General features: G+C 41.0%; 20 protein-coding genes. 6 read left to right on the top strand and 14 right to left on the bottom strand.

Annotation, left to right across the window (positions count from 1 at the left end):
* Nucleotides 1–103: 103 nt before the first annotated feature.
* From H5183_RS02565 to H5183_RS02610, 10 genes are all read right to left on the bottom strand, one after another.
* A complete protein-coding gene (locus H5183_RS02565; protein WP_145236211.1) occupies nucleotides 104–577 on the bottom strand; it encodes a methylated-DNA--[protein]-cysteine S-methyltransferase in 474 nt (157 codons plus the stop codon).
* Entirely contained in the window at nucleotides 574–1,935 is a 1,362-nt protein-coding gene (locus H5183_RS02570) for a DNA-3-methyladenine glycosylase 2 family protein (protein ID WP_145236214.1), read from the bottom strand. Before H5183_RS02570 ends, H5183_RS02565 begins: the two co-directional genes overlap by 4 nt.
* 78 nt (nucleotides 1,936–2,013) lie before the next feature.
* Entirely contained in the window at nucleotides 2,014–2,640 is a 627-nt protein-coding gene (locus H5183_RS02575; protein ID WP_145236217.1) for a superoxide dismutase, read from the bottom strand.
* Between the two features lie 31 nt (nucleotides 2,641–2,671).
* Nucleotides 2,672–3,178 carry a hypothetical protein gene (locus H5183_RS02580; protein ID WP_182730852.1) on the bottom strand — a complete coding sequence of 169 codons (507 nt, stop codon included), beginning with the start codon at nucleotides 3,176–3,178 and terminating at the stop codon, nucleotides 2,672–2,674.
* Between the two features lie 90 nt (nucleotides 3,179–3,268).
* Nucleotides 3,269–3,760, bottom strand: coding sequence for a GNAT family N-acetyltransferase (locus H5183_RS02585; protein ID WP_149980086.1), 492 nt, complete (start codon nucleotides 3,758–3,760; stop codon nucleotides 3,269–3,271).
* A gap of 27 nt (nucleotides 3,761–3,787) precedes the next feature.
* Nucleotides 3,788–8,539 carry a PAS domain-containing protein gene (locus tag H5183_RS02590; RefSeq protein WP_182730853.1) on the bottom strand — a complete coding sequence of 1,584 codons (4,752 nt, stop codon included), beginning with the start codon at nucleotides 8,537–8,539 and terminating at the stop codon, nucleotides 3,788–3,790.
* Between the two features lie 112 nt (nucleotides 8,540–8,651).
* Nucleotides 8,652–11,792, bottom strand: coding sequence for an efflux RND transporter permease subunit (locus H5183_RS02595; RefSeq protein WP_182730854.1), 3,141 nt, complete (start codon nucleotides 11,790–11,792; stop codon nucleotides 8,652–8,654).
* Nucleotides 11,793–11,803: 11 nt separating this feature from the next.
* The gene (locus tag H5183_RS02600; RefSeq protein ID WP_182730855.1) at nucleotides 11,804–13,024 is read right to left on the bottom strand and encodes an efflux RND transporter periplasmic adaptor subunit; all 1,221 of its coding nucleotides are present in this window, start codon (nucleotides 13,022–13,024) and stop codon (nucleotides 11,804–11,806) included.
* Nucleotides 13,021–14,280, bottom strand: a complete 1,260-nt coding sequence (locus H5183_RS02605; protein WP_182730856.1) for a TolC family protein — start codon at nucleotides 14,278–14,280, stop codon at nucleotides 13,021–13,023. Before H5183_RS02605 ends, H5183_RS02600 begins: the two co-directional genes overlap by 4 nt.
* A gap of 53 nt (nucleotides 14,281–14,333) precedes the next feature.
* Nucleotides 14,334–14,714, bottom strand: a complete 381-nt coding sequence (locus H5183_RS02610; protein ID WP_182730857.1) for a hypothetical protein — start codon at nucleotides 14,712–14,714, stop codon at nucleotides 14,334–14,336.
* Nucleotides 14,715–14,880: 166 nt separating this feature from the next.
* Between H5183_RS02610 and H5183_RS02615 the strand changes: the two genes are divergently transcribed.
* From H5183_RS02615 to bfr (H5183_RS02640), 6 genes are all read left to right on the top strand, one after another.
* Nucleotides 14,881–15,744: a cation diffusion facilitator family transporter gene (locus H5183_RS02615; RefSeq protein ID WP_145236243.1), complete on the top strand. Its 864-nt coding sequence runs from the start codon at nucleotides 14,881–14,883 to the stop codon at nucleotides 15,742–15,744.
* 112 nt (nucleotides 15,745–15,856) lie between these two features.
* Nucleotides 15,857–16,930: a PepSY domain-containing protein gene (locus H5183_RS02620; protein WP_182730923.1), complete on the top strand. Its 1,074-nt coding sequence runs from the start codon at nucleotides 15,857–15,859 to the stop codon at nucleotides 16,928–16,930.
* Nucleotides 16,931–17,219: 289 nt separating this feature from the next.
* A complete protein-coding gene (locus tag H5183_RS02625; protein WP_182730858.1) occupies nucleotides 17,220–17,501 on the top strand; it encodes a hypothetical protein in 282 nt (93 codons plus the stop codon).
* Between the two features lie 123 nt (nucleotides 17,502–17,624).
* Complete coding sequence (locus tag H5183_RS02630) at nucleotides 17,625–19,763, top strand: TonB-dependent receptor (RefSeq protein WP_182730859.1); 2,139 nt, start codon at nucleotides 17,625–17,627, stop codon at nucleotides 19,761–19,763.
* A gap of 222 nt (nucleotides 19,764–19,985) precedes the next feature.
* Complete coding sequence (gene bfr / locus H5183_RS02635; protein ID WP_182730860.1) at nucleotides 19,986–20,459, top strand: bacterioferritin; 474 nt, start codon at nucleotides 19,986–19,988, stop codon at nucleotides 20,457–20,459.
* Nucleotides 20,460–20,469: 10 nt separating this feature from the next.
* Nucleotides 20,470–20,934 carry a bacterioferritin gene (gene bfr / locus H5183_RS02640; RefSeq protein ID WP_145236253.1) on the top strand — a complete coding sequence of 155 codons (465 nt, stop codon included), beginning with the start codon at nucleotides 20,470–20,472 and terminating at the stop codon, nucleotides 20,932–20,934.
* Between the two features lie 98 nt (nucleotides 20,935–21,032).
* Here bfr (H5183_RS02640) and H5183_RS02645 read toward each other — a convergent pair whose 3' ends face one another.
* From H5183_RS02645 to H5183_RS02660, 4 genes are all read right to left on the bottom strand, one after another.
* Nucleotides 21,033–21,227 carry a (2Fe-2S)-binding protein gene (locus H5183_RS02645; protein WP_145236256.1) on the bottom strand — a complete coding sequence of 65 codons (195 nt, stop codon included), beginning with the start codon at nucleotides 21,225–21,227 and terminating at the stop codon, nucleotides 21,033–21,035.
* A gap of 405 nt (nucleotides 21,228–21,632) precedes the next feature.
* Complete coding sequence (locus H5183_RS02650; RefSeq protein ID WP_259397088.1) at nucleotides 21,633–22,259, bottom strand: YceI family protein; 627 nt, start codon at nucleotides 22,257–22,259, stop codon at nucleotides 21,633–21,635.
* Between the two features lie 524 nt (nucleotides 22,260–22,783).
* Nucleotides 22,784–23,305, bottom strand: coding sequence for a type 1 glutamine amidotransferase domain-containing protein (locus tag H5183_RS02655; protein WP_259397089.1), 522 nt, complete (start codon nucleotides 23,303–23,305; stop codon nucleotides 22,784–22,786).
* 396 nt (nucleotides 23,306–23,701) lie between these two features.
* Nucleotides 23,702–25,750, bottom strand: a complete 2,049-nt coding sequence (locus H5183_RS02660; RefSeq protein ID WP_182730862.1) for a TonB-dependent siderophore receptor — start codon at nucleotides 25,748–25,750, stop codon at nucleotides 23,702–23,704.
* Nucleotide 25,751 lies beyond the last annotated feature (1 nt).

A 25,751-nucleotide genomic window follows, 5' to 3' on the forward strand; every position in this document is an offset into this window, starting at 1 on the left:
CCCTGAAAAAAGTGCGCTAATGCTACCTTAATCTTGATTGAACATCACCTTTTTTACCCGTGCTAAAACTAATTCCTGGAGTCTATTGACCCTTTTTTGAAGATTAAATCAGCCCTTCGTGCTCAAGTAACCACTGCTTGCGCTCTAGCCCACCCGCATAGCCGGTCAATTTACCGTTGGCACCAATAATACGGTGACACGGCACAATAATACTGATTGGGTTTTTACCATTAGCAGCCCCCACTGCGCGAACTGCCTTGGGATTATTGAGTGCATGAGCAATATCTGAATAACTCTGTGTTTGTCCAAATGGCACCGCGGTGAGCGCTTGCCATACCGCTTGTTGAAAAGCAGTACCATGGGTGGCTAGAGTGACATCAAAGGTTGTTCGCTTGCCTGTAAAGTAGTCATTAAGCTGCGCAGCACAATTTAAAATATGTGGCTGCTCAACCTCTGAAAATGGGGTTTCTGAGCACTCTATAACTGGATAAAAGCCCACATAACTCACCCCGTGTTGGTTACCTTGAATAATAATCTCATCAATTGGGCTGGGTATGCGGGTTTGAATAATAGTCATGTTAGCTGCTGCCATAGTTGAAAGGTTAAATAGGAGCGAAATGGCGCGCACATCTCATCATTAAATGGTTTTGCCCCCGCCTGTGCTTTCTTTACACCTAAATCTCCTGCTAATAAAATATCGGGCTGACTTTGGCCGCGTAATTTTGCATAGTTTACTGTCCAAGGTCCAATCCCTTTGAGTGGCAGCCATTGATCAAGCTGTTGACAATCAGGATTATCGGCGCAGAATTGCGCTAAATTACGCAGCGCATTCTTTCTCGCTTGAGGCATTTTAAAAAATGCCAGCTCACTGTTTGCCACTACCTCAGGGGTTGGAAAATACACTCGCTCGCCATCTTGTTCGCCCAGTTCATCCACCAGCTGAGTCACTAAGTTATGCGCGGCAGTCACACTGACTTGTTGGCCAAGTACCGCACGAATACCAGCCTCAAATACCGACCAAATACCCGGTAACCGCAGCCCTTGGGTTAACACAATTGCCCCTTGAAGTTGAGTTGTTAGGTGTTGTTCGATTTGCGCAGTATCGGCATCTAAATCGAGCACCCTGCGAATTTCACTTAAAATAGGCTGTAAAAAGCGTGGCTGATCAATATCAATGCTGACTAAAAAATGATGTTTGTGCTCTACAAACTCAGCCGTAAACTGGCCTTGGCAATGCTGGTTTTTAAAGCTGCGACCATAATATGTCTCACCAAGCCACTCAAGAGGTGAAATTAACCGCTTAGCTAAAAATTGCTGTAACGCAGCCCAATTATAAGGGGGCCGAAAAGGTAATTTAAGCGTCAACATCGCACGTGATGTACTACGCTCACCACGCATTTTTGACGGGCAAATATGTAACTGCTGTAAAAAAGCATCATTAAAGCGACGAATACTATTAAAGCCCGCTGCAAAAGCAACTTGGGATACCGACAGGCTTGTTTCTTGTAATAATTTTTTAGCGAAATGGCATTGATTAAATAACCGATATTGAGTTACTGAGATACCAAAATGTTGCTGAAATAACTGCCTTAAATAGCGGCTACTCACGCCTAGTCGCTCAGCTAACCGTTCACAGCTTTGTTGTGTTGTTAAGTCACTGTCTATCAGATGTTTGGCTCGCAGCGCTGTGGTTTTTGTTCCTTGCCATGCGCTACTTCCAGGGGCGCTATCTGGGCGACAACGAATGCACGGGCGAAATCCAGCCTGGGCAGCATTATGGGCATATTGAAAGTATTCTACGTTTTGCTCTTTTGCAGTAGGGGCAGGACAAATTGGCCGACAATAAATACCGGTGCTTTTAACACCGATGAAAAAGAGTCCATCAAAACGATGGTCGCGGCTTTGTCTGGCAAGTTGCCAATGACTAGTATCCATAAGGTGCTCTTAACTATACATCTGCTAATAGAGTACGTGAAAAAACACAGTTTACTAGCCATTTTCGGCACTCAACCTTTATTCGCTGATTGATTTACTGGTAGCAGCTAAATAACGACGCTCAACTTCAGCCCAATTAATAACATTATAAAATGCTGCGATATACTCCGGGCGGCGGTTTTGGTATTTCAGATAATAGGCGTGCTCCCACACATCTAAACCTAAAATCGGCGTGTTGCCGTGCATTAATGGACTGTCTTGATTTAAACTACTTTCCACCACAAGCTGGTTATCTTTATTAACACTTAGCCACGCCCAGCCACTGCCGAAGCGACTAACAGCTGCTGCTGTAAATGCCTCTTTAAAGTTATCAAAGCTGCCAAGCTGCTCTATGATCGCATCTAATAAACTCCCTTTTGGCTGACCCCCACCATTGGGGCTCATTACTGTCCAAAACAATGAATGGTTTGCATGTCCGCCACCATGCTCTTGCACTACTTTTTGCAGCTCAGTTGGCAACGTGTCAATCTTTACGAGTAACTCATGTACATCAGTATCGCTATACTGGGTATTTTCAAGTGCCGCATTGGCTTTATTGATATATGTTTGATGATGCAAAGTATGGTGGATCTCCATAGTTTTAGCATCTAAATGTGGCTCTAACGCATCGTACTCATATGGTAATGGGGGTAATGTAAACGCCATAATTGTTCCTTGTCGGATTAAGAATAAGTGATCAATGCACAGTGGCAGTTTGATCTGGGGTGTAACTTAACGTCTGATTGATTTGTTCTATTAATTGCGGGTAATGACTGTGCAATTTGGCAAACCGTACTAACTCTGTGTAGGTTTTGTGATGATGGTGCACAACCACTGTACGCACCGTATCGCATGAATGCTGGAGCAAATGACTTAAACTTATATGCACATCACACAAGCACTGACACGCTTGCTCTGCTTGATTCATCGCTCGATATGTATCCGCTAAATTATGAGCGGCAACAACGAATGCGGGGCAGCAATGTTCAATTGCGCTAATAACTGACTGGCATATTTTTGCTTGGCTAAATTGGCTTAATAAACGAGCTGCGAGGGTGTGTGCTGTCGTGTATTTATCGCGAGCTTCAATTAAAGCACCGCGTTCAAACGCTGTATTTCCAGCAATAATGTTGGCTTGCCAAGGACTTAATACTTGCTCAACCTGAGACAATTTATTACTGCTGTGAAACTGTGGGTGTGACATAAAAATCACCTGCACAAAATTAAATGATGTGATTAATTTACACAGCCAAACAACTTAATGCAAATGATTTTTATTTATATTTGCGTATTTTTATTTCTCGGCAAAATCAATTAATGCTTGTCCTGTAAGTCGATAAATGATCCACTCATTTTGTGGCTCTGCCCCCATACTATTGTAAAAATCGATCGCAGGTTGATTCCAGTCAAGTACCACCCATTCAAAACGGCCACAATCTTTTGCGATAGCTTGGCGTGCCAAATGTTGCATAATCAATTTACCCGCACCATTACCTCGGCTATCTGGGCTAACATATAAGTCTTCAAGGTACAGGCCATTCTTGCCAAGCCAAGTCGAGTAATTGTAAAAGTACACCGCAAAGCCAATTGGCGTATCGCCTTCAAAACAAATTAAACTATGCGCTGTTGCACCTTCACTAAACAGGGTTTTTAAAATCGCCTGTTCATCGGTTTTAACTGCATCGGGCTCTTTTTCATAAATTGCCAATTCGGTAATAAAATGCAAAATAGTAGCAGCATCCGAAGGCTGCGCATCTCTTAAGGTAATCGTTTTTTGGTCTGTCATAAGCTCTCTTATTTATTACTGCATTGTTTAATACTGATCTAGTTTATCTTTTAATATTTGTAGTTGAATTGGTTTAGCCAAGTAGTCATCCATTCCAGATGCTAAACACAACTGTTTGTCTTCATCCATTGCATTGGCTGTGAGTGCAATAATCGTGATCTGTTGATGTTTAGCACCCGCCTCACCGGCACGAATTGCGCGAGTAGCGTCAAATCCATCCATCACCGGCATTTGGCAGTCCATGAGCACTAAATTAAAGTGTTCTGCAGGTACTTTCGCTAAAATATCAAGAGCTTGCTGACCATTCTCCGCTAGCGTTACGGTAAAATTCAGTTTACTTAACATTAGTTTAGATACTTGCTGGTTAATCGGATTGTCTTCAACCAATAAAATATGGCTATTTGCTCTATGCTGATCACTACGCAGTGAGGATATATAACTTGATGTCACTAAAGGTAAGTCTGTCGAACACTGTTCATCAGCGATCACTGCTATTGTTGAAATCAAATCAGCAGTGGTAATCGGTTTTGGAAAGTACGCTTGAAATCCAGCATCATTAAACCGCTGCGCGCCTTCCATCCCCGCAATACTGGTCATCATTACTAATGGCATAGCTTTAAAATCATCATCAGCTTTTAATTTTCGACACAGCGCTAAGCCATCCATTTCTGGCATTTGCATGTCTAATAACGCTATATCATATAAACTCTGTTGAGCAGCTATACGCTTTTCACACAGCTCAAGCGCCTGCCTTGCATTACATGCAAGCTCTACTTTAGCTCCCCAATGAGCAAGCTGTTGGCTTATCACAATCCGGTTGGTTTCGTTATCATCAACCACCAATATAGTGAGCTTGGTCAGATCTATGGTCGGTATACTGCGTTCGGTTTCGCTCCCCTCTTGTAGCATAATCGTCGCTGTGAATTCACAGCCTTGGCCAACTTCGCTGGTTAAAGTGACAGTTCCGCCCATCAGCTCACACAGCTGCATACAAATTGCTAAACCTAAGCCAGTACCGCCATATTCGCGCGTAGTCGACGCATCAACTTGTGAAAAAGGGCTAAATAAATCTTTTTGCTTGGTTAGATCAATTCCGATGCCGGAGTCTTTTACACTAATACTGAGCTGATATTGCTGTTCAATGGCGGTTACTGATGCGCGGATCAATATCTCCCCCTGCGCAGTAAACTTAACAGCGTTACTCAGTAAATTGGTCAACACTTGGCGAATACGCCCCGGATCGCCTTTAAATTGCACCGGTGTCACAGCCACTAAATCGAGAATGATTTCAATATTTTTCTCTTGCGCTGATAACGCTTGAGATTCAGCTATTTCGCCAAGTAAATTACAGACATTGAAGTTGATGCTTTCTAGCTCGATTTTACCAGCTTCAACTTTCGAAAAATCTAAAATATCATTAATTACCGATAATAAAGAATGCGCACTATTTTTAGCAATAGCGACTTTCGTTCGCACCGGCTTGGTCAAGGCCTCAAGTTCGATCAGCTCAAGCATACCCAACACCCCATTCATTGGGGTGCGTATTTCATGGCTCATGGTTGCTAAAAATTGGCTTTTTGCTGTTGCTGCAGCATTAGCTTTAACTAATGCAAGTTTCAGCTCTTGAGCGGTTTGCTTTCGCCTTTGCGACATTAACACGCTGCCCACTAATGTCGCTAAAGAGCGTAAATAGGTTTCTTCATTTTGGCTCCAACAGCGATAGCTATCGACACTTTCCGCACATAGCACCCCTAAAATGCCCTCACCGGTAGATATCACCGCATCGAGCATCGAATTAATATTTAATGGCGTTGTGTAAGTATCAATAAATTCTACAGTTGCAGGATGGCTATTAACATCATTAATTGCCACTAAACCTTGTGCAAATATTGCTTGGTAATAAACGGGAAATTGACTCGCTTTAAACACTAAAGGCTGCTCGACAAAGCCTTGTTCATCAATAAATAAACTCACGCACGTCATTTCATCGCTAGCTTCATCAAACAACCAAACTGCTGCGCGTTGCACATCTAGTACCTCACACATTGACTGCGCAACTAAATTTTTTACTGCATCGAAATTACCAGCCTGTACCTCAGGAGAAACTGTTAAACTAGCCAGGTTTTTATTGTACTGATTGGCTTTTTTACTCTCTAATTCGAGGTATTTGTAAGTATCAATATTTTGAAATGAACCATACACACGCACACAACGTTCATTTTTAAATTCAACTTGGCCTATCGACTTAACCCATCTTTCATTGCCTAACGCTGTGACAAGGATTAACTCTATTTCCCAGCTGTTACCATTAATAACAGCATCTTCGAACAGTTCGCTAATTTTATTACGATGTTCACCTTGCTTATAAAAATCAAGAGCTTGCCCTATTACTGGCTGATAGTCGTCAGCGACTTCATGAATTGCTTTGACTTCATCAGACCAGTACATAGTCTGTGCTTCTAAATCAACTTCCCAGGCACCAATTTGACCTTGTTTACTCATTGCTTCAAGTAAGTTTTGTTGGCGGTAAAGTGTTGATTGAGTATGATAACGTTCGGTTATATCATGAATAAAACCATCTAAATACAATACTTTGCCAGCCTGATCATACACTGCTTGACCTTTTTCATGTACCCAATGAATACTGCCGTCAGAAGCGACCAAACGGTATTCTAATGACCATGGCTGACGAGCATCAACATCGACTCTCACTTTCTCTGCCACGCTTGAGACATCATCCGGGTGAATTAATTCAATGAAGCTCAGCTTATGATTATCAACTAAATCACTTGGTTCATAGCCGGTAATAACTTTTGTTTGTTCACTCAGATAGAGCATGCTCCATTGGGCATCGTATTTACATCGATACACAATGCCTGGAATATTGCCAACCAGAGACACAAATCGGTCGCGACTCAATTGCAATTGTGCTTCTGTTTCTTTTCGCTCTGTAATATCAAGATGAGTACCTATCATTCGTTTTGCAGAGCCATCACTATTGCGCTCAACGATACGTCCTGTGGTCAGTACCCACACCCAATGTCCGAGACGATGCAACATACGAACTTCGCAGACATAATAATCGCTCTCACCCGCAAAATGCTGTTCTAAAAGCTGCCCTGAAGTAACAAGATCATCTGGATGAGTATATTTGTTCCATGTATTAAAATCAGTTGGTTGTAGTTCTTCTAATTTATAGCCGATAATACTCGCCCAGCGGTTATTAAAATATGCTTTGCCGGTATCTACATACCAGTCCCAGATCCCTACTGCAGTGCTGTCCAGCACTAATTGCAATTGTGTTTTATGCTGTTCGAGTTCAAATTCTTGTAATTTCAATGCGGTAATGTCTGTGCGTATAGCAATATAACTTTGCGGTTGCCCATGCTCATCTAAAAAAGGCGCTACGGTGGTATCGACCCAATAAAAGTCACCATTTTTTGCTCGATTACAGATTTGGTCATGCCATACATTGCCTGCGATTAAGGTTTTATACATGCCTTTAAAAAAATCTTTAGGGTGAGTCCCGGAGTTTAAAATACGGTGATTTTTTCCTAACAATTCACTTTCGCAGTAACCGCTGATCTCACAAAATTTCTTATTAACAAAGGTGATCGTGCCCTTGATATCGGTCACTGCAACAATTGCATGTTCATCAAGTGCGCTTTTTTGTTCCGCTAGTTGTTTTAAGGCAAGCTGAAGCGCTGTGCTTTGATGCTCTAGCCGTTCTTGCTGTTGTACCTTGCTACTGACTAAGTGTTCTAGATCAATCGACAGCTGATGTAATTCACTACTGTCTTCCAGAATAGGAATATTGTTGCGCTCACCTCGAGTTATTTCAGCGCTGGCATTGGCAAGGCTAATGAACGGGCGAGATAAACGTCGTCCAAACCACCACGATAGAATTAAGATCACTAAAAATGCAAAAGCATTAGCAACCACAGCTGCAAACTTATAGTCACTGGCACCTTGCAACATAAAGGCTGCAGGCTTTTCAACCAATAGCTGCCAGCCTGTGGCGTTTGCAAAATTCAAGTCCGTTAAAATGGCATAGTGTAATGTGTCATCTATTTTTCGATAGGTAAAAACCTGTTCAGTATTTGCCACATTAGTAAAATAATCAGCTTTTGGTAATACACTCGGGTGCAATTGGGCACCTTTGATTTCACCTGCTTTCACAATAAAGAAAGTTAGTCCCTCATTATTATTATGAATATGTTCTAAATTATCGAGCAAGCCTTGAAAATTTATATTCGCTAATACTATTGCATAAAGCCCGCGTTGCTCGTCTATCATAGGTAACGCCACAAAATGATGTGTTTCAGCCCCCATTGAAGATATAAATACACTTTTTTGCCCTTGCTCAATAGCCGCTAGCATCGCAATTAACTGATCACGATTTAAGGCTGAAAACGCACTGTTATTAACTGGGTTTGGGGTATTTGAGGGGTCGAAGATAATATGAATTTCATTGACAAAATCATATCGATCAACAAACTCATCAATCAGTAGCCGTTTATTTAGCTGGCTATGACTTAGTTGATCATTTAATAGATATAGGTCTTTAATGTGATCTGCAAACCAAATATTCGCAAATTGCTTACCAATACTGCTTAATTCACCAAGTTCAGTTTGGGCACTTTTTTCAAGGGAGTTGCTTACATGTTGAAGACTAAACCAAGACATTAAAAATAATGGTGCTAGCGCAATGACAATAAAAGTAACAATCAGTTTCGTCCGTATAGATTGGCTTTTATTTTTTAACAGGCTATTCAACATTGTATTTCCATAATCAACTTTTTATTGTTTTAGAAACTTACTTACATATATTAATGCACTAAATAACACAAGACGCAAGTTTATGCGCCTTGTGTAAGGTACTGCAGTAAAGCTAGTTTTTATTCCCATTGACACGATAAAACTGCTGACTAAATTGAGCGTAGAGTACCGGCAATACAAATAAAGTAAGAAAGGTTGCGGTAAATAATCCGCCAACAATAACCGTTGCTAATGGTTTTTGAATTTCAGCGCCGATGCCTGTTGATATCAACATGGGTATCAAACCAAGCGCTGAGGTTAACGCTGTCATTAGTACCGGTCGCAGCCGAGCTAGTGCGCCATTAAATGCCGCGCTTTGTAGACTATCTCCCGCTTTAACGCGATTATTAATACTCTCAACCATCACCACGCCGTTAAGCACTGCCACCCCAAACAAGGTAATAAAACCCACAGAGCTTGGCACTGATAAATATTGCCCTGATACGTAAAGTGCAACCACACCACCAATAACTGCTAACGGCACATTGACTAAAATCAGCAATGCTTGGCCTATTGAGCCAAATGCAAAATACAAAAGTAATGCAATCAAAGCCAGCGAAATAGGCACCACGATAGATAAACGTTGCTGCGCCCGTTGTTGGTTTTCAAATTGACCGCCGATATTCACACCATAACCTGCGGGTAAATCAACTTGCTCAGCTATGGCAAGGCGAATATCCGCGACGACTGAGCCCATATCGCGCCCTTGTACATTGGCTTGGATCACTACTCGGCGCTGAACGTCATCACGGCGCACTTGTGGCGGACCAGATTCAATATTAACCGTTGCGACATCTCCAACCCTAACCACGGCACCTGTCGGTGAGGATAAACGTAGGTCTGCAATGGCTTCTGGGCTGTCACGAAACTCTGCACCAATGCGCACATAAATATCATACCGCTCATTGGCATTAATAATTTGCCCTGCCGCAGTGCCGCCAATGCCATCTTGCACTATCGACATTAAATCACCCACAGATAAACCATAGCGAGAAAGTGCTAACCGGTTCGGTTTGATCACTAATTGTGCTTCACCAGCAATTTGTTCCATTGCCACATCTTTAGCGCCAGCAACACTTTTTACAGCTTGCTCAATTTGCTGCCCTTTAGCGACTAACACATCTAAATCAGCACCAAACAGCTTAATCGCTAGTTGCGCTTTCACCCCTGATAGTAGCTCATCCACCCGCGTGGCTATCGGCTGTGAAAAGTTAAACAATAAACCAGGAAACTGCGCTAATTTTTGTTCCATTAACACTTGCAGTTGTGCACGATTAGCAGCTGATTGCCATTCACTCACCGGCTTTAAACCTAAATAAATTTCAATATTATTAACTGGCTCTGGATCCCCCCCGACTTCTGGGCGACCAATTCGGCTAAGTGCATACTCAACTTCAGGAAAGGCCAATAATATCGCTTCCAACTTAGGAGCGACCATTAATGCTGTATCCAAGCTTGCCGAAGGTGCCAGTGTTACCCGTAAGTTAATAGTGCCTTCTTCAAGCTCTGGCACAAACTCAGTGCCTAGTTGCGGCAATAAGATACCAGCAATCACCACTAATATTCCCGCCAGCGAGATCACCGTTTTACGTGCGTCCATTGCCCAGCGTAAACATATTTGATAAGTTTTATCTAACGGCTCAAGTAATACACTGCGCCTAACTTTGACACCTTTAGAAAATAAATACACTGCCATTGCTGGCACGATTACTAGCGCAACAATCACAGCAGAAATAATAGCTAACATGATACTTATAGCCATTGGCTGGAATAATTTAGCTTCTACGCCTTCAAAACTAAACAACGGCATAAACACGACTAAAATAATTAGTGCAGCAAAAAATACCGGCCTGGCAACTTCTTTAGCCGCCATAGTGATAAATTTAGCCGGTGAGTGATCAGCATCAGTATTGTTAGTTAAGTGACGAAAAATATTTTCCACCATAACCACCGAGCCATCCACCAGCATACCAATTGCTACAGCAATACCACCGAGTGACATCAAATTAGCCGAGAGCCCTAACCACGACATGACACATAAAGCCATACTAATGGAGATTGGTATAGACAATAAAACCAATAATGTGGCGCGTAAATTCATTAAAAACAACGCCAGCACAACCACAATAAATACAAACGCTAATAGCAAGGCATCTACCACAGTATCAACCGCTTTGGTGATCAAATCAGCTTGGTCATATAACGGTTCAAACGTTACCCCCTCTGGTAGTGCTTGATTGATCATCGCAATCCGCGCGCTAATACCATCAATGGTTTGCTTGGTATTTGCACCAATGCGTTTTAATACCACTCCTGTCACCACTTCACCTAATGATTGCACACTACCTTGACCATCTTTTTTACTCATCGTAGCGGCACCTTGGCGAATTTCACTGCCAAGCGTCACCTCTGCCACATCGGCAATGGTGATCACTGTGCCATTGATGGTTTTCAATGGCGTTTGTGCTATTTCTTGCAGCCCTAGTGTGCCGGCATTAAACCAACCTGTTCCACGAATAACTAACTGCTCTTGGCCGCGGTTCATATACCAGCCACCTACATTGGTGTTGTTTTCTTCCAGTGCAGTGACCACTTGTTGTTGCTCGAGCTGATAAGCCAATAACTTATTTGGGTTAAGATTTACTTGGTATTGACGCACATCACCACCGAACGACAGTACTTCGGTAACCCCATCAACGGGTAAGATGAGTAACTTCACAATCCAATCGTTTAAGCTGCGCAGCGCCATACTATCCAAGCCAGATTCAGGTGATGCCGCTAATAAGTATTGGTAAACCTGCCCGAGCCCTGACGTATTCGGGCCCATTTCTGGCAAACCAATCCCGTCCGGGATCAGTTCTTTCGCTGCTTGCAAACGCTCAAATACCAGTTGGCGGGCAAAATAGATATCCACCCCTTCTTTAAACACCACGGTAACACCAGAAAGCCCCGTTTTAGAAATCGAACGAACTTGCTCTACATCAGGTAATGCATACATGACCGCTTCAATTGGGTAAGTGATCAGCTGCTCAACTTCAACGGCAGCCAAACCTGTTGCTTCGGTATTAACAGCCACTTGCACATTGGTAACATCTGGAAAAGCATCAAGGTTGAGTTTTGGGATCACCACAACACTGGTGACAATTAATACACAAAGAGTCAGCAAAACCAGTAGTCGATTAGCAATCGCACTATCTATTATATTATTAAACATAGTGTTAGCTCCTAATGGTTGTGCGGATCAAAACCGCCTTTAGCTTGTTCTGATGCGACAAAAAATGCTCCTTGAGTAACGACTTTAGTGCCCTCAGCTAATCCTTTAATTTCACGAAGCTGACCAAACCGTCGGCCACGTTCAATTTCAGTTGCTATAAGTTCACCGTCTTCATCTTGCACATATACCGCCCAATCACCATCTGGGTTCCTAAGTAGAGCTTGCTCTGGTACTGCCAACACTTGTTGCTCAGTTGAAAATTCAAAATACACGTCACTAAACATCCCTGGGTGTAATTGATGCTGGCTGTTTTGTACACTCAAACGCACAATCCGTGAGCGAGTGATCTGATCTATAGTGTGTGCTTCTTGGATCACCTTGGCTGGGTATGTGAATTGATTCACTTTCACTTGCGCTATTGTGCCTGTATCAATATTAATGGTTTGATTTGCCGACAATTGCGCTTCAACCCATAGTAGACTTTCATCAGCAATCAGCATCAGTTCAATTCCCGCATCGACCCGCTGCCCTTGTGCAAAATTATCACTGAGCACAGCCCCTGACGTACCAGCGAATAATGTGTACTCCCCCAGTTTATCGGCTGGGCTGACCGCACTTTGCGCAATTGCTTTAGCCGATAAACCAAACGCCACAAGTTGACTGTGAGCCACTTCATATTCTGCCTTGGCTGTGAGTAAGCGTTTTTCGCTCACCGTACCTTTGCCCATTTTTTGCACCCGCTGCCACTGTGCTTTAGCTAATCGATAAGTGGTTTGTGCACTGGCGACCTCGGCACTAAATAAAGTCACTAACGGTGCGCCTACTTGAATATGTTGTCCTAAGGTTGCGTGACGTTTCACCACAATTGAATCTACCCGTGGCGATAACACATAACTGCTATAACCATTAGCTTTGATTTCACCAGGGGCATATAGCTGCGCTTGATAAGTGCGCTTCACTAATGGGCTGATCTGCACATTTGCTAAACGCATTTGTGTCGGGGTTAAACGTACCCCGCCGGCTTGATCATGTTCAACATTCTCACTCTGTTGTACTGCTGTGGTAGCACTATGATCAAGGGCTGCATCTGGTGTATGAGCGTGCGGTGCTTCTTCACTGTGTTGATGACCTGTTTTTGTATCATCAAACTTTTGTTGTGCAACAGTGGTTGCCTGCCCTAAATTGCTAAAAATAAATAGCAGAGCAGAAAGAATAATTTTTAAGCGCGTCATAGTGCAGCTCCATCAGTTAGGGGATCCGTAAAGGTAGAAATATAATGACTAAGTTGACCACTTTGCGTTAACCAATTCACGCTCGCCAGTTGGCTTTGCTGAACAATTTCAATGCCAGCAAGTAATCCTGAAATACGCTGTTGGCGCATGGTTAGGTACTCAGCGGTACTGATATCACCGCTTTGCCATTGTTGCTCTATCAACGTAAGGCTGCTATCTGCATTTGCTTGGTTAATCGACTGCCAACGCTTAACGCGCTGAGCGTACGCTTGCATCACCTCTTTACTGGCTTGCGCTTGAAACGTCATAGTGCGCTTTAAAGCTTGATATTCGGCTTCTTTTGACATCACCATAAATTCTGCAGCTTGATATTCATCGCTAAAATTATTCACTATATTCAGCGGCATAGAAAAACTCACAGAGACAAGGTTATCATCACCATTTTTACCTGCTACAAGCCCAATGGTTGGTTTGACGGCTCGCTCTGCTTTGATCACCTTTACTTGCTGACGCTGTTGTTGCCATTGTGATTTCACCAGCAAAAGTTGTGGATGTTGGACCACATTTTCAGTATCTGTAGTGAGTTTAATACCACTGAGTAACTGTTCAGGTGTCAGCTGTCCATCTTCGTGCCACGTTGGTAACAGTGCCTGCACAGCTAATTTAGCATCTGCATAAGCACTGGCTTGTTGGGCGGTTTGATTCAAAATTTCTGATAGTGAGTACAATGCTAATTGTTCATCCAGCAACCCGACTTCTCCGGCCGCTCGACGGCGCTTAACCACGGTAACTAAACGCTCTAATTGCTGCTCTTGCTGTTGCGCTAACTGAAAAGCTGCTTTACTACTGCGCCAATTGATAAGCGCAATCAGGGTTTGTTCAACTAATTGTAAATACGTTAATTGCAAACGCTGCTGCTGTGCAACCAGTGTAAGTAGCGCCGCACTGTGTTGTGCCTGTTGTTGATCATTAATATCAAATGTTTGGCTCAGCCCAATACTAAAATTATTAGCATCGCCTTCTTTTTCAATACTCGACTCAAGGTTTGGATTATATAGAGATTGCCCTGCGGCTCGCACAGATGCAGTGGCACTTTGCAGCTGCTGAAAATCAGCCTGTAAATTTGGGTGTTGTTTTAATTGCAACAACAACCAGGTTAAATCGGCGGTATTGTGCGTTGGCGCAGCCAATGCGGGTGGTGCAGCTAATACAGTCGCACACAGACAAGCAAACCCAAATGGTTTGTATAAATTCATAACATATACTCTTACTAAATAAATCGGTGACCATAATATTGGCCAGCTAAAAATTAACTTAGTGAGTGAGTAATTGGAGGGCGTAGATCAGGAATAAGCAGACGCGAATTAAATACAGGGGCGTTCAAACTAATAATGTCGTAGCTTGGTAAATTGACATGCTGCTGCCACGGCTCAGTAAAAAATGCAGGGATATGACATACATGACAATGCGCATCATCGGCGTTATCAGCTAAGGCTTGGCTTAATTGCTGATGTTGCAGTTGGTGAATATCATGATCGTTATTGACAGAGCAGTGTTCGTCTAATTGACTTTGTTGATGTAATAATTGCGAGGTTACATTAATAGCAGTGTTATGATCAGCCACGTCAAAACTATCCAGCACAGGCTGAAGTAGTACAAACGCTAAGATTAACAACACTAATTGCTTCAAGCAATATATCCTTTGAACGATTTCCAAGCTAACTTAACACATCTTTTCGTTACTGAAAAGTGCTTAACCGCTCGCGACAGATGCCAACTTTATGCCGCTGGCTAATTCAGCAATGCTCATTTAGTATTGTAGTATCAATATAATAACAACTTAGGCAATACTCAATATGGCTCATCAACATTCTCATAGTCATCACAATGACGACCAAAGTGATCGCCAGCTAGGCTTCGCTGTTTTTATCAATGTGCTACTTACTATTGCCCAAGTTGTTGGCGGTCTTATCTCTGGCAGTCTGTCTTTAATTGCCGATGCATTGCATAATCTCAGTGATGCAGCGGCTATTTTTATCGCATTAATCGCCCGTAGAATTGGTAATAAACCCGCTAACGAGCACTATCATTTTGGTTATAAACGTGCAGAAATTTTAGCCACATTGTTAAACAGCAGCACCTTAATCATTATTGGTGGATTTTTAATACTAGAAGCCATTGACAGCTATTTTAACCCAACCCCAATCGATGGCTGGATTGTAGTGTGGGTGGCAGCATTAGCACTAGTAATTGATGTTGCGACGGCGGTGTTGACCTTTCGTGCGGGGGCAAAAAATAGCATGAATATTCGCGCTGCATTTATTCATAATGTGTCTGATGCTATGGCCTCGATCGTGGTAATTGTGGCTGGTACCTTAATTATTCTCTATCAATGGTATATTGTTGATTTGATTGCCACAGTATTCATTTCGGCATATGTAATTTATCACGGGGTATTACTACTGATTGAAAGTTGCAAAATTCTTATGCAAGCTGCGCCCAATAACTTTAATCGTGAAGCAATCACTAATGCGTTACAAAAGCACTTTACAATTAGCCAAGTACACAGCATTAAAGCCTGGCAAATTGATGAGAAAACGACCTGTTGCGAACTGGTGATCATAGCTACTCAGCCACTTGATATTGACGCAATTAAAGACTATTTACACCATGAATTTGCTATTGAGCAATGTATTATTGAATATAAACAGCCACAATAACAAACCATGATGCGAGCTCATAATTGCATTTAATCGTATTTTTATTGAAAACAGCTCGCGTTCTCATTTATCATCGCATCTTTATTTTTATAAATATCATAGGATATCTGTGTTGTTAAAGCTGTGGTTACGCCGTACTCATTTAATACTGACATTAGTTAGTGGACTGTTTTTGATCTGTTTAAGCATCACCGGCGCTATTTTAATTTACGCAAAAGACATTCAGCAAATCATTAATCCGCAATATTGGACAGTAACCCCGCAATCAACACCACTGGCCTATCCGGTGCTTATCAATACGCTGGCTGTTCACTCCAAACAAAATGTCACTTTACTTATGCCAGAGCAGCAGCCCACTGTTGCATGGCAAGCCCAGCTTGCTGATAAAAACTATATCAGCGTTAACCCATATACCGGACAAGTACTGCTCAAATATGATTATTACAGTACAGTGTATGGCTTTACCATGGCCGTTCATCGTTGGCTATTATACCAAGATACAGATGGCAAAAAGCCACTGCGCAATTGGGTCTCTATCTGTGCGTTAATTTTTATTATCAATATATTCGTTGGCGTATACATGTGGCTTAAACCTAAAAATCGCCTAAAACGTTTAGTAATAAAACCCAAGGCTAAATTACGTATTTTGCTTTACCAACTCCATACAGTGATTGGCATGTATCTGTTTATCCCTCTTATTTTAATTGCCTTTACTGGTATGGCATTTCACTGGAAAGACGAGACCAAAGCAGTGCTTGAGTTTGTAACACAAAATAATGTAGAGGCACGCCCTAAAGCGCCGGAACTCGAGGTGCCAAATATAATCAATGGCGATAATTTTGCAGTGGCTATACAAAACGCATTAGCTGTATTTCCTAAGGCTGAATTATTTCGTATCTATTTGCCTAAAAAAGCCAGCGACCCAGTTGCCCTTAGAGTAAGAAACCCTGATGAAAGTCATGCTTATAGTTGGGTATGGGCCGATCAATACACCGGTCAAGTCCTGCAATCTTACGATGCCTCAAAGGCCAACCTCACAACTCGCGCGTGGAATTTTAAATACAAATTTCATATTGGCGATTTTGCCGGTTTTTTGGTGCAAATGTTATGGCTATTGGTTGCACTACTGCCTGCTTTTTTTACTATCAGCGGGGGTTACTTTTGGTATAAGCGCCATTATAGATAACCCAGCATTATAACGTTTTAATAAATCAGCTCGCACTGGTGATGTTGAACAATAACTTTAAGTTCACACCACCAGTAACACTGTCAGATCAACTCATGCCACCCTTACCTTTCAAATAACTGCCGTTCCTGACTCGATGTAAATGTACTTTTTGCCTTGTAGCAACTCATACTTTAAACAAGTGATGTTGCTTTATTTTTCCTATTTTAGCTCCTAAAATTAATCGTACCAATTACATTAAATTAATCACTTATTAGCGTATCAGGAAAAAAGCTTAAGGACGAGAGCTATGAAAAGTGTTCTATTATTATTTATAATCAACCACTTGTGCTTTTTTATAGCAGCCGAGTTTTTTACTGGCACCTTGAGCAAACCATCAGATAATAGCTTTCTATCAGTGATAGGACTCATTTATGCCTTTGTGGGTTTTCCGCTCCAGTTACTTATTGAGCTACTACTGCTTATTGGCTTTTGTTATCAACTTTTTAATGTCGGAAAATATCAAGCAAGTGCGCCGCTTTGGTTAGCATTTTTTGCAAGCATAATGCTGATGTTTAACTTTTTTGAATAGCAAAAAAAACAAAATGCAATTGATAATAACTATCAATGCCCTTGCCTTTACACTTCTTTACACTTATTATTGCGCCAATAAAAACAGCAATATCTCATAATTACATAGTCGTAAAGGATCTTCATGTTTAAAACCTCTTTCACTTTATTAGCCCTCGCTGTAAGCACTGCCACTTTTGCCGATGAAGCAATCAATAAAAACCAATTAACCGATACGCAAATGGAGCGTGTGGTTGTCTCTGGTAGCCGTGTTTTTGAAAGCATTGATGAGGTTCCCGCATCAATTACTATTATCAATCAACAGCAAATCGAAGAGCATTTAAAAGTAAATCCAGAGCTACAAAGCTTACTTGCGCAAATGGTGCCGGGCCTTGCCCCTGATACAGGTAGTTCGAGTAATACCGGGCAAACGCTGCGTGGTCGCGCACCACTTATAATGATTGACGGCGTGCCGCAATCAACCCCACTGCGTAATGGCTCTTTAGGTATAAAGAGCCTCGACCCAAGTGCTATCGGCCGCATTGAGGTGATCAAAGGTGCCACCTCTATTTACGGGAACGGTGCATCAGGCGGTATTATTAATTACATCACTAAACAAGCAAAAAGTGATGGTAAAACCGAAGGTGAAATAAGTTTATCGAGTCGCTTTAGTGCGGTAAAACTTGAGGAAAGTGCCGGTGCAAGGCTATCAGCAGCCATTAATGGCCGTGCTGACAAATTTAGCTATTTAGTTACTGCCAGCTATGAAGAAAATGGCGTACAACGCGATGCCCAGGGTGACATACTCGGTTTACAATATGGTTTATCTGACGCAGTTACACAAAACTACTTTACTAAATTGGGCTATGATTTTGATGACGAAAAACAGCTACAATTTAGTTATAACTACTTCAGTTCGCAGCAAAAAACTGACCTTGGCGATGTTGCTGGCGATATCAGCTTAGGCGAAAAAACCTACGCAATCCATGTACCACCTGAATTACAAAAACAAGGTAAACCACAAGGCCCCGAAGGCAACGAAAATATCACCCTAAAGTACATAGACTACGCGCTATTTGATAACACCCAAATGACCTTAGATCTTTATATGCAAGATATAGAAAACGTGTTTTTCTTCTCCCCCAATCTTGCTAATCAAGACGAAAATTATGACGGCGGCCAGTCAATTATAAGATCAGAGAAAAAAGGCGCACGCGCAACATTTAATACCCTAATAGATTTTGATTCTATCGAAGCCTCATTTATTTATGGTATCGATGCATTAACCGATGTGACTTCGCAGCCACTTGTTGATGGCCGTATCTGGGTTCCAGAGATGGATATGCAAAGTGTTGCTGGCTTTTTACAAACCAAATGGGTGATTGCTGATGACCTTATTGTCAAAGCCGGTGTTCGCAAAGAAAGCATTGATTTAACGGTAGACGACTACCGCACACTTAAACTATGTAAAACGCCAACTCAGTGCTCAGTACCTATTAACGTTAAAGGCGACACTATAGATTACGATGCAACAACCTATAATGTCGGTATTAAGTACAACCTTGATGAAAAATTCAGCCCATTTTTAAGTTACTCACAAGGCTCCGATATTTCAGACATTGGCCGTTTGTTGCGTGCTGCCACGGTAAACGATATTGGACAGATCCAAACGCAAGCCTCGATCATCGACAACTATGAAATTGGTTTTAATTCACAATTTGATAATGTACGTATTGAAGTTGCCGCCTATCGTAGTACCTCTGAACTTGGCACAACCAATAAATTTAATGAAGTGACCGGCGTATATGAACCAGTACGAGCACCACAGGAAATTTGGGGCTACGAAACACTGGTAGATTATACAATTTCTGCAAACCTAAAATTACTGGCAACGTATAGCTATGTTGAAGGTAAAAACACCGAAGCAGATGTTTATTTAGGTTCTAAACAGATCAGCCCACCAAAAGCGACAGCTAACCTAAACTGGCAACCCAGTGATGCTATGTCTCTAACATTAAGTTACCTGTATGTCGGCGATAGAAAACGCTTTGCAGCAAATGACGATGGCAAATATGTGGGCGATCAGGGCCCTGTCGAAAGTTATAATATTTTTAACTTAACTGGCCAATACCAATTTGCTGATAACTGGCAAGGGTTTGCAGGTATTGAAAACTTATTTAACGAAGATTACTTTCCAGCCCGCGCTCAGTCATATACATTCGGCGGCTATAACATCAAAGGTCTAGGAACAACAGCAACTGTTGGCGTTAAATATAAATTTTAAGCATCATTAAACTCGTTCATTGCGCTGTGCAATGAACGAGCCTTTCTTAATTTAACCTTTAACCTTAAATATAAATAGCAATCTGTTCATAAAGCAACCAACAATGCAAACTTAAACGAGAATCACACGCAATATTAACCATATGATTTAAAAGGAAAATACTTGCAATTTTGTGGTTTTACACTAAACTTGTCGCAATTATGAATTTCAAGGTAGGCCGTTATGAAAGGTAATCAAAAAGTTATCGACAGCTTTAACACATTGCTTGCAAATGAACTTGCAGCAATCGATCAATATTTCATCCACTCACGTATGTACGATGATTGGGGTTTAGATAAACTTTATGTACGCCTTAATCATGAAATGGAAGAAGAAAAAGATCACGCTGATTGGTTAATTAAGCGTATTTTATTCCTCGAAGGCGTACCGAACATGACCAAACGTCGTGCTCTAATTATTGGTCATGATGTTAAATCAATGATGCAAAATGACTTAACCCTAGAGCTTGAAGTCGTTGAGTGTGTTAAAGAAGTAATTGCAGTCTGTGAGCAAGAAAAAGACTATCAGTCACGTGAGATCCTTGAAAAGCTATTATTCGATACCGAAGAAGATCACGTTTACTGGCTTGAACAACAACTTGGCTTGATTGATAAAATTGGTAGCCAAAACTATCACCAATCACAAATGGGCGAATAGGAGCTAAATTATGAAAGGCGATAAAGACGTTCTTGTTGCATTAAATAAAATACTGGCAAATGAATTAGTAGCCATTAACCAATATTTTTTGCATGCCCGTATGTTTAAAGATTTTGGTTTTAGCGCATTAGACAAAGCCGATTACAAAACCTCGATTCAAAAAATGAAAAACGCTGACCGTTTAATTGAGCGTATTTTATTTTTAGAAGGCTTACCTAATCTTCAAGATCTTGGCCGTTTACGCATTGGCGAAAACAGCGAAGAAATGATTGCCTGCAACATGAGTTTTGAACTAGATTCATTGGTTGATCTAAAAGATGCGATCAAACTTGCTGAAAGTAAAAAAGATTATATTAGCCGCGAAGCGCTCGATAACATTTTATCTGAGCAAGAAGAGCAAATTGACTGGCTAGAAACACAACAACAGTTAATTAAAAGCACCGGTATTGAAAACTACCTGCAGTCGCAAATGTAACGTTTGGTTAATACCAAAAAAGCAGCTTAGGCTGCTTTTTTAGTTTTTATAATACAGATAAATGTCACTGAGTTTAAACGATTACCAATAAGCAATAGCTACGCCACTTGCTCAGTAATATCAGCAATTTGAATAAGCTTACGGTTGAGGATCTTTTTAGTACAGCCGCAGCATTTGCCGCACTGGCTACCGACTTTAAGCTCTTTAGAAAGCTCGCGCATTGTAGTCGCGCCTTCGTCGATTGTTTGTTCAATTTTTTTATCTGTCACACCGTGACATAAACAGATATACATGAATACAAACCACTCTCAATTACATTCGAGCTTGTATATTAATCTAAACGTAAACGGTTCGCAATTAATAATCGCATAAAATTGAGAATTATTTTTATTTGCTTAATTCCATACAGTTTTAAATGATCACCGCAATCCGGTTATACCAATCGTGTTAAGTTACTGACCATGTATAGCGACAGATAAATACAGTGATAACAAGGCGTAAATTTTGACATGTAGTTGTTCTACTTGAAAAAATTACAACGCAGTTAGCGCTTTATTTAGCTCGCTAGAATGGTTAAATATTTAAGTCGATTGGTATTAAGATTTAAGAGGCTGATATGTGCCCTAGCGGTCATTCAGGGATTATATTCTATCTGCAAATTTCACTCATTGACGATTTAGTAGCTATCTACTTACTTCTTATTGCTTACCAACATTAAGAAATTCCGCATAAACTTCTAAGTCAATTTGATCCCCAACAATCGGTATATAACTGTCCATGCCAAAGTCAGAACGTTTGATTTGACCTACCGCGCTAAAACCAATGGTGTATTTTCCTGTCATCCAGTTGTCTGCTCCACCGTGAAATGTGGCTTTAAACGTCACAGGTTTGGTAACACCTCTAAGAGTTAAATCACCTGAGAAATTAAAACTGTTATCAGATATAACTGTAACAGTGTTGCTAGTAAATGATGCCTGCGCAAAACGCTCACTGTTAAACCAAGTGTCATTTTGTAAGGTTTCTGCTAAGTCAGCATTATTAATATCAATAGAGCTAATATCCACCACTGCGTTTAATGACGCGGCAGTCATATTATTAGGATCAAAGTTGAGTTGTGCATCAAATTTATTAAAACGCCCTACATAGGTTGATAACCCTAAATGTTGGATTTTAAATATTAATGCAGCATGTTGACTGTCTAGCTGATATTCGCCCGCTTGAAGCGCTATCAACTCAGATTTAACAGTTGGTGCAATCCAACTCACACAACTTGTCAGTAACAGCGCAGCACACATAACTGAGACCGAATGTATAAATGTTCGCATTGTATTCTTTAACGCTGAGTTCATAGTAGTAAAGCCATTAGTAATGTGTTGAGTGTAGGTAAAATAAAACGTCATTTTTCATAAAATCAAAATATATAATGCCTCATATTTTCCATTTTCACTTCTCTTTTATATTCTGATGGAGTGAAGCCGTGAATTTTTCCTTCACGCTCAAAGCCGAACTACTCAAAAGTGCATTTAGCGGACGGTGGTAACGCCCTAAAAAGTAAAGTGCGTAGCTGAGCGAAACCGAGTCAAACTTTAGCAGTTCCGCCTTAATTAGCTTATTAAGCGCCGTTATTACTGTCTTAAGGTTATCATTTCTTTTGCTACAAGTGCAGCTGAAGGCAAAAACATTGTTGAGATAATACGTTGATCTGCAATCACAGCGTGTTTATCTTTTAATGTTTTTTTATTTTGAGCAATAGCACCATTCTTATTAAGTTGATTTTCAATAAGAAAAGGTAAAAGTGTTCCTTGTTTTGCCCATGGTTTCGATGTTTCAGTAGAGTTAGGAAAACCAGCTATTTTTTTCCTTTCACCAAAAACTCCCCATTAGATAATTTCACGTTTACAATGCCCGCTGAGCCATGACCACCAACACCTAAAATACCACCTGACTCATAAATACTACTGATAATGGATTGGATTTGTTTGTTATCTGTAACGTCAAACATTACTCCATAGCCACCACCTATGAATACGCCCCAATAGTCATTTGGGTCAATTTGAGCAGGTTTGAATGAGCTGTTTGCTTTTTCTAAGAAGCCTTCATATTTGATGGTGTAACTACTTATACCTAAAGGCTCCAACATAAACTTAACTTCTCCACCATTAGGTGATACAAAGTCAACTTCAAAGCCGTAGCTAAAAAAAATGTGATACGGAGGTGCAAATTCCCATAAATTATTTCTTGCGTCATGCTGTTCAGGATCCCCCATATTTATCATATTAGATGCCACTATCAGTACCTTCTTTTTAGGCTCTGCTATTGCATTTGTGGCTAGCAAAGCGCCTGTTAGTAAAATAATGGATAAGAGTTTCATTTTTTTCCTTTATAAATAATTAAACTATTATTTAGACGAGACAAAAGACGAAAAGGTTTAAATATAGAATTTGTATCGGTACTTAAAAGCGTATTAGGAAGGCCTGCAAGATAGAGGTTTAGTCAAGTCAGATAAAATAGTTATCAATGAACGACCGCTATCCGAACGCAGCCAACTGTAAAAAGAGGGCCTATGTAGTCTTAGTCTTTGCAGCTTATTTTCTGGTTGGGTTTTAAACGCTAATAACTGCTGGCAAATTTCAATTTATCGAAAATTCTTAACCCCTATAATTTCATTTAGTGCTAGATTTTCTAAATTTTTTATCAACCATAAAACGCTAAATTTATATTTCAGATGCTCAACCCTCTCACACTTAAAGTAAGAGGGTTATCATCTTTAAAAGTTAATTGTGATGCCAATAGATGGTAAAGGCATATCAGGGAACTGGTAGTCTTGTTCAAACTCGCTGTAGTCTTGATTGTATTCTAGCTCCTGTACTGCGCGTGAAGCATAAACATTTAACACTTCAAAATATAAATTAGCATCAAAGCCATAGAGCTGTGTTTTATAATCTGCACGAATGTCTAAACGGTGGTAATTGCTCCATTGTGAACTGTTAAATTCACTGTATTTTGGAATATAAAAGAGCGCATTTTGACTGCCAGTTTCTTTATAAGGCTGTGCAGATAATACTGGCGTATAGCGCCTGCCACTTTGAAATCGCCATTTTGCACCGACTTGCCAGTGATCATTCCATTTATAATCTAAAACCAAGTTTGCAACCCAAGGCAGGTCAAATTCAGAATTAAACGCCTCTGCTGTTAATGGGTTCTTTCGCTCTGTTTTACTATAAGCAATACTTGCCCAGCCAAACCAGTCGTTCGACAGTTGCTTATTTACAAGTATTTCAATCCCATACGCTTCGCCACTGGCAACATCATCAAAAAGCAGATCACTGAGTGCTACATCGTTTTCGCTGCGAGCTTGTGCTTGCGGGTTTGCAACAACGAGGTTTTTCAATTCTTTGTAAAAAAGCTCTGTTCGTAGAGCTATTCCATCAGCTAATTGTGAATCAAGGCCTAAAACCCATTGCGATGAATTACTCGCCTCAAGGCTTGGCTCTCCATATTGAGCGGTTAAAAATTGATAGTCATCTATAAAGGTATGATGGATCCCGTAGTTTAGTCTGAGCGTGTGATTGTCATCGAGGTCGAAGCCAATCCCTAATCTTGGTTCAACATAACTTTGGCTGTTATTGTCTGTGCCAACAACAGCAATGCCGATTTGATAATCAAGTTTAGCAGTGATTTGCCCCGTAAGATGGGTGTAAGCATGATAATCTGAAATAGTTAAAGTCCCTTGCTCATTAAATTTAGGACTAAAGTAGCTAGGTGGGCACATTTCAAATTCGGTATTACACGGCATCAACCGGCCACTGGCTAGATAGTCTACCGACGTGTCTCTATATGTGGCACCAAAATTTAACGTAAAGGATTCTGCTACGTATTGGTTTTCAGTTTTGAAAATCAATTTTGTGATATCTGCATCCCATCTAAAAACCTCCCCTTCACGCTCTTGCTGATTTTGAGTCAATAAATTAACACTAAAATTAGCCTCTATTACATCGCCAAAATGTTGCAAACTCACCGCTTGACTGTGGTAGTAAGTTTGATATCTTTCGCCGCTGGCTAGATCAGGATTTTTAGCAATATCTCTACCGTCTTGATCAAACGCTATTTCGATATAATCTTTTGCGCCACTGGCGGAGAATCGAATAATATTGTTTGCGTCAAAATCCCAAATAAATTTTGCCTGATAGTCTCGATTTCTCGGTGGTACCGCGAAAGAAAAGTCTTCGTCTTCTATAAAATTATCAACATAAGTATGAACTAAGCTTTCTCGAAAAGAAACGTAGAACGCTGCGTTGCTTGATAAGGCCTGTTCATATAAAAACCCACTTCTAAAAAAGCTTAAGTCGATCACTCGTGCCGGCTCCACACCATTGGGATCTCTTAAATTGGTTAATATCACTCCGCCATTCGCATTTGCGTATTGACTGCTCCAAGCCCCCGTTTTCAACTCAAAACTCTCAACGAGAAGTGGGTTATAAACACTTAACCCGTCATTATGAAAAACATATCCCATCTCCAAGCCATCGGTAAGATATAAGTTGTCATTGCTCGAGCTACCACGTATTGCAGGCTGCGCAACCGGGCCTCCGGTGGCGGGAGTTGCAAGTACAACCCCCGGCAGTGCTTCTAAGCCCTTTAATGGATCATTCCCGGTGCCTGGTAATGATAAGAGCTTGTCTGAACTGATCTTTAAACCATCTGGTTTAACTGCGATCACCGTTATTTCTTCGAGCTCTTTTTCATCACTAGCCTGAGCGTTAATGACTGCCAAAGCACAGATTGTTAAAGGTAATAATCGTGTCATTTTATTCATA

It is taken from the genome of Pseudoalteromonas sp. SR44-8, assembly GCF_014163635.1.
GTDB classification, from domain to species: domain Bacteria; phylum Pseudomonadota; class Gammaproteobacteria; order Enterobacterales; family Alteromonadaceae; genus Pseudoalteromonas; species Pseudoalteromonas rhizosphaerae.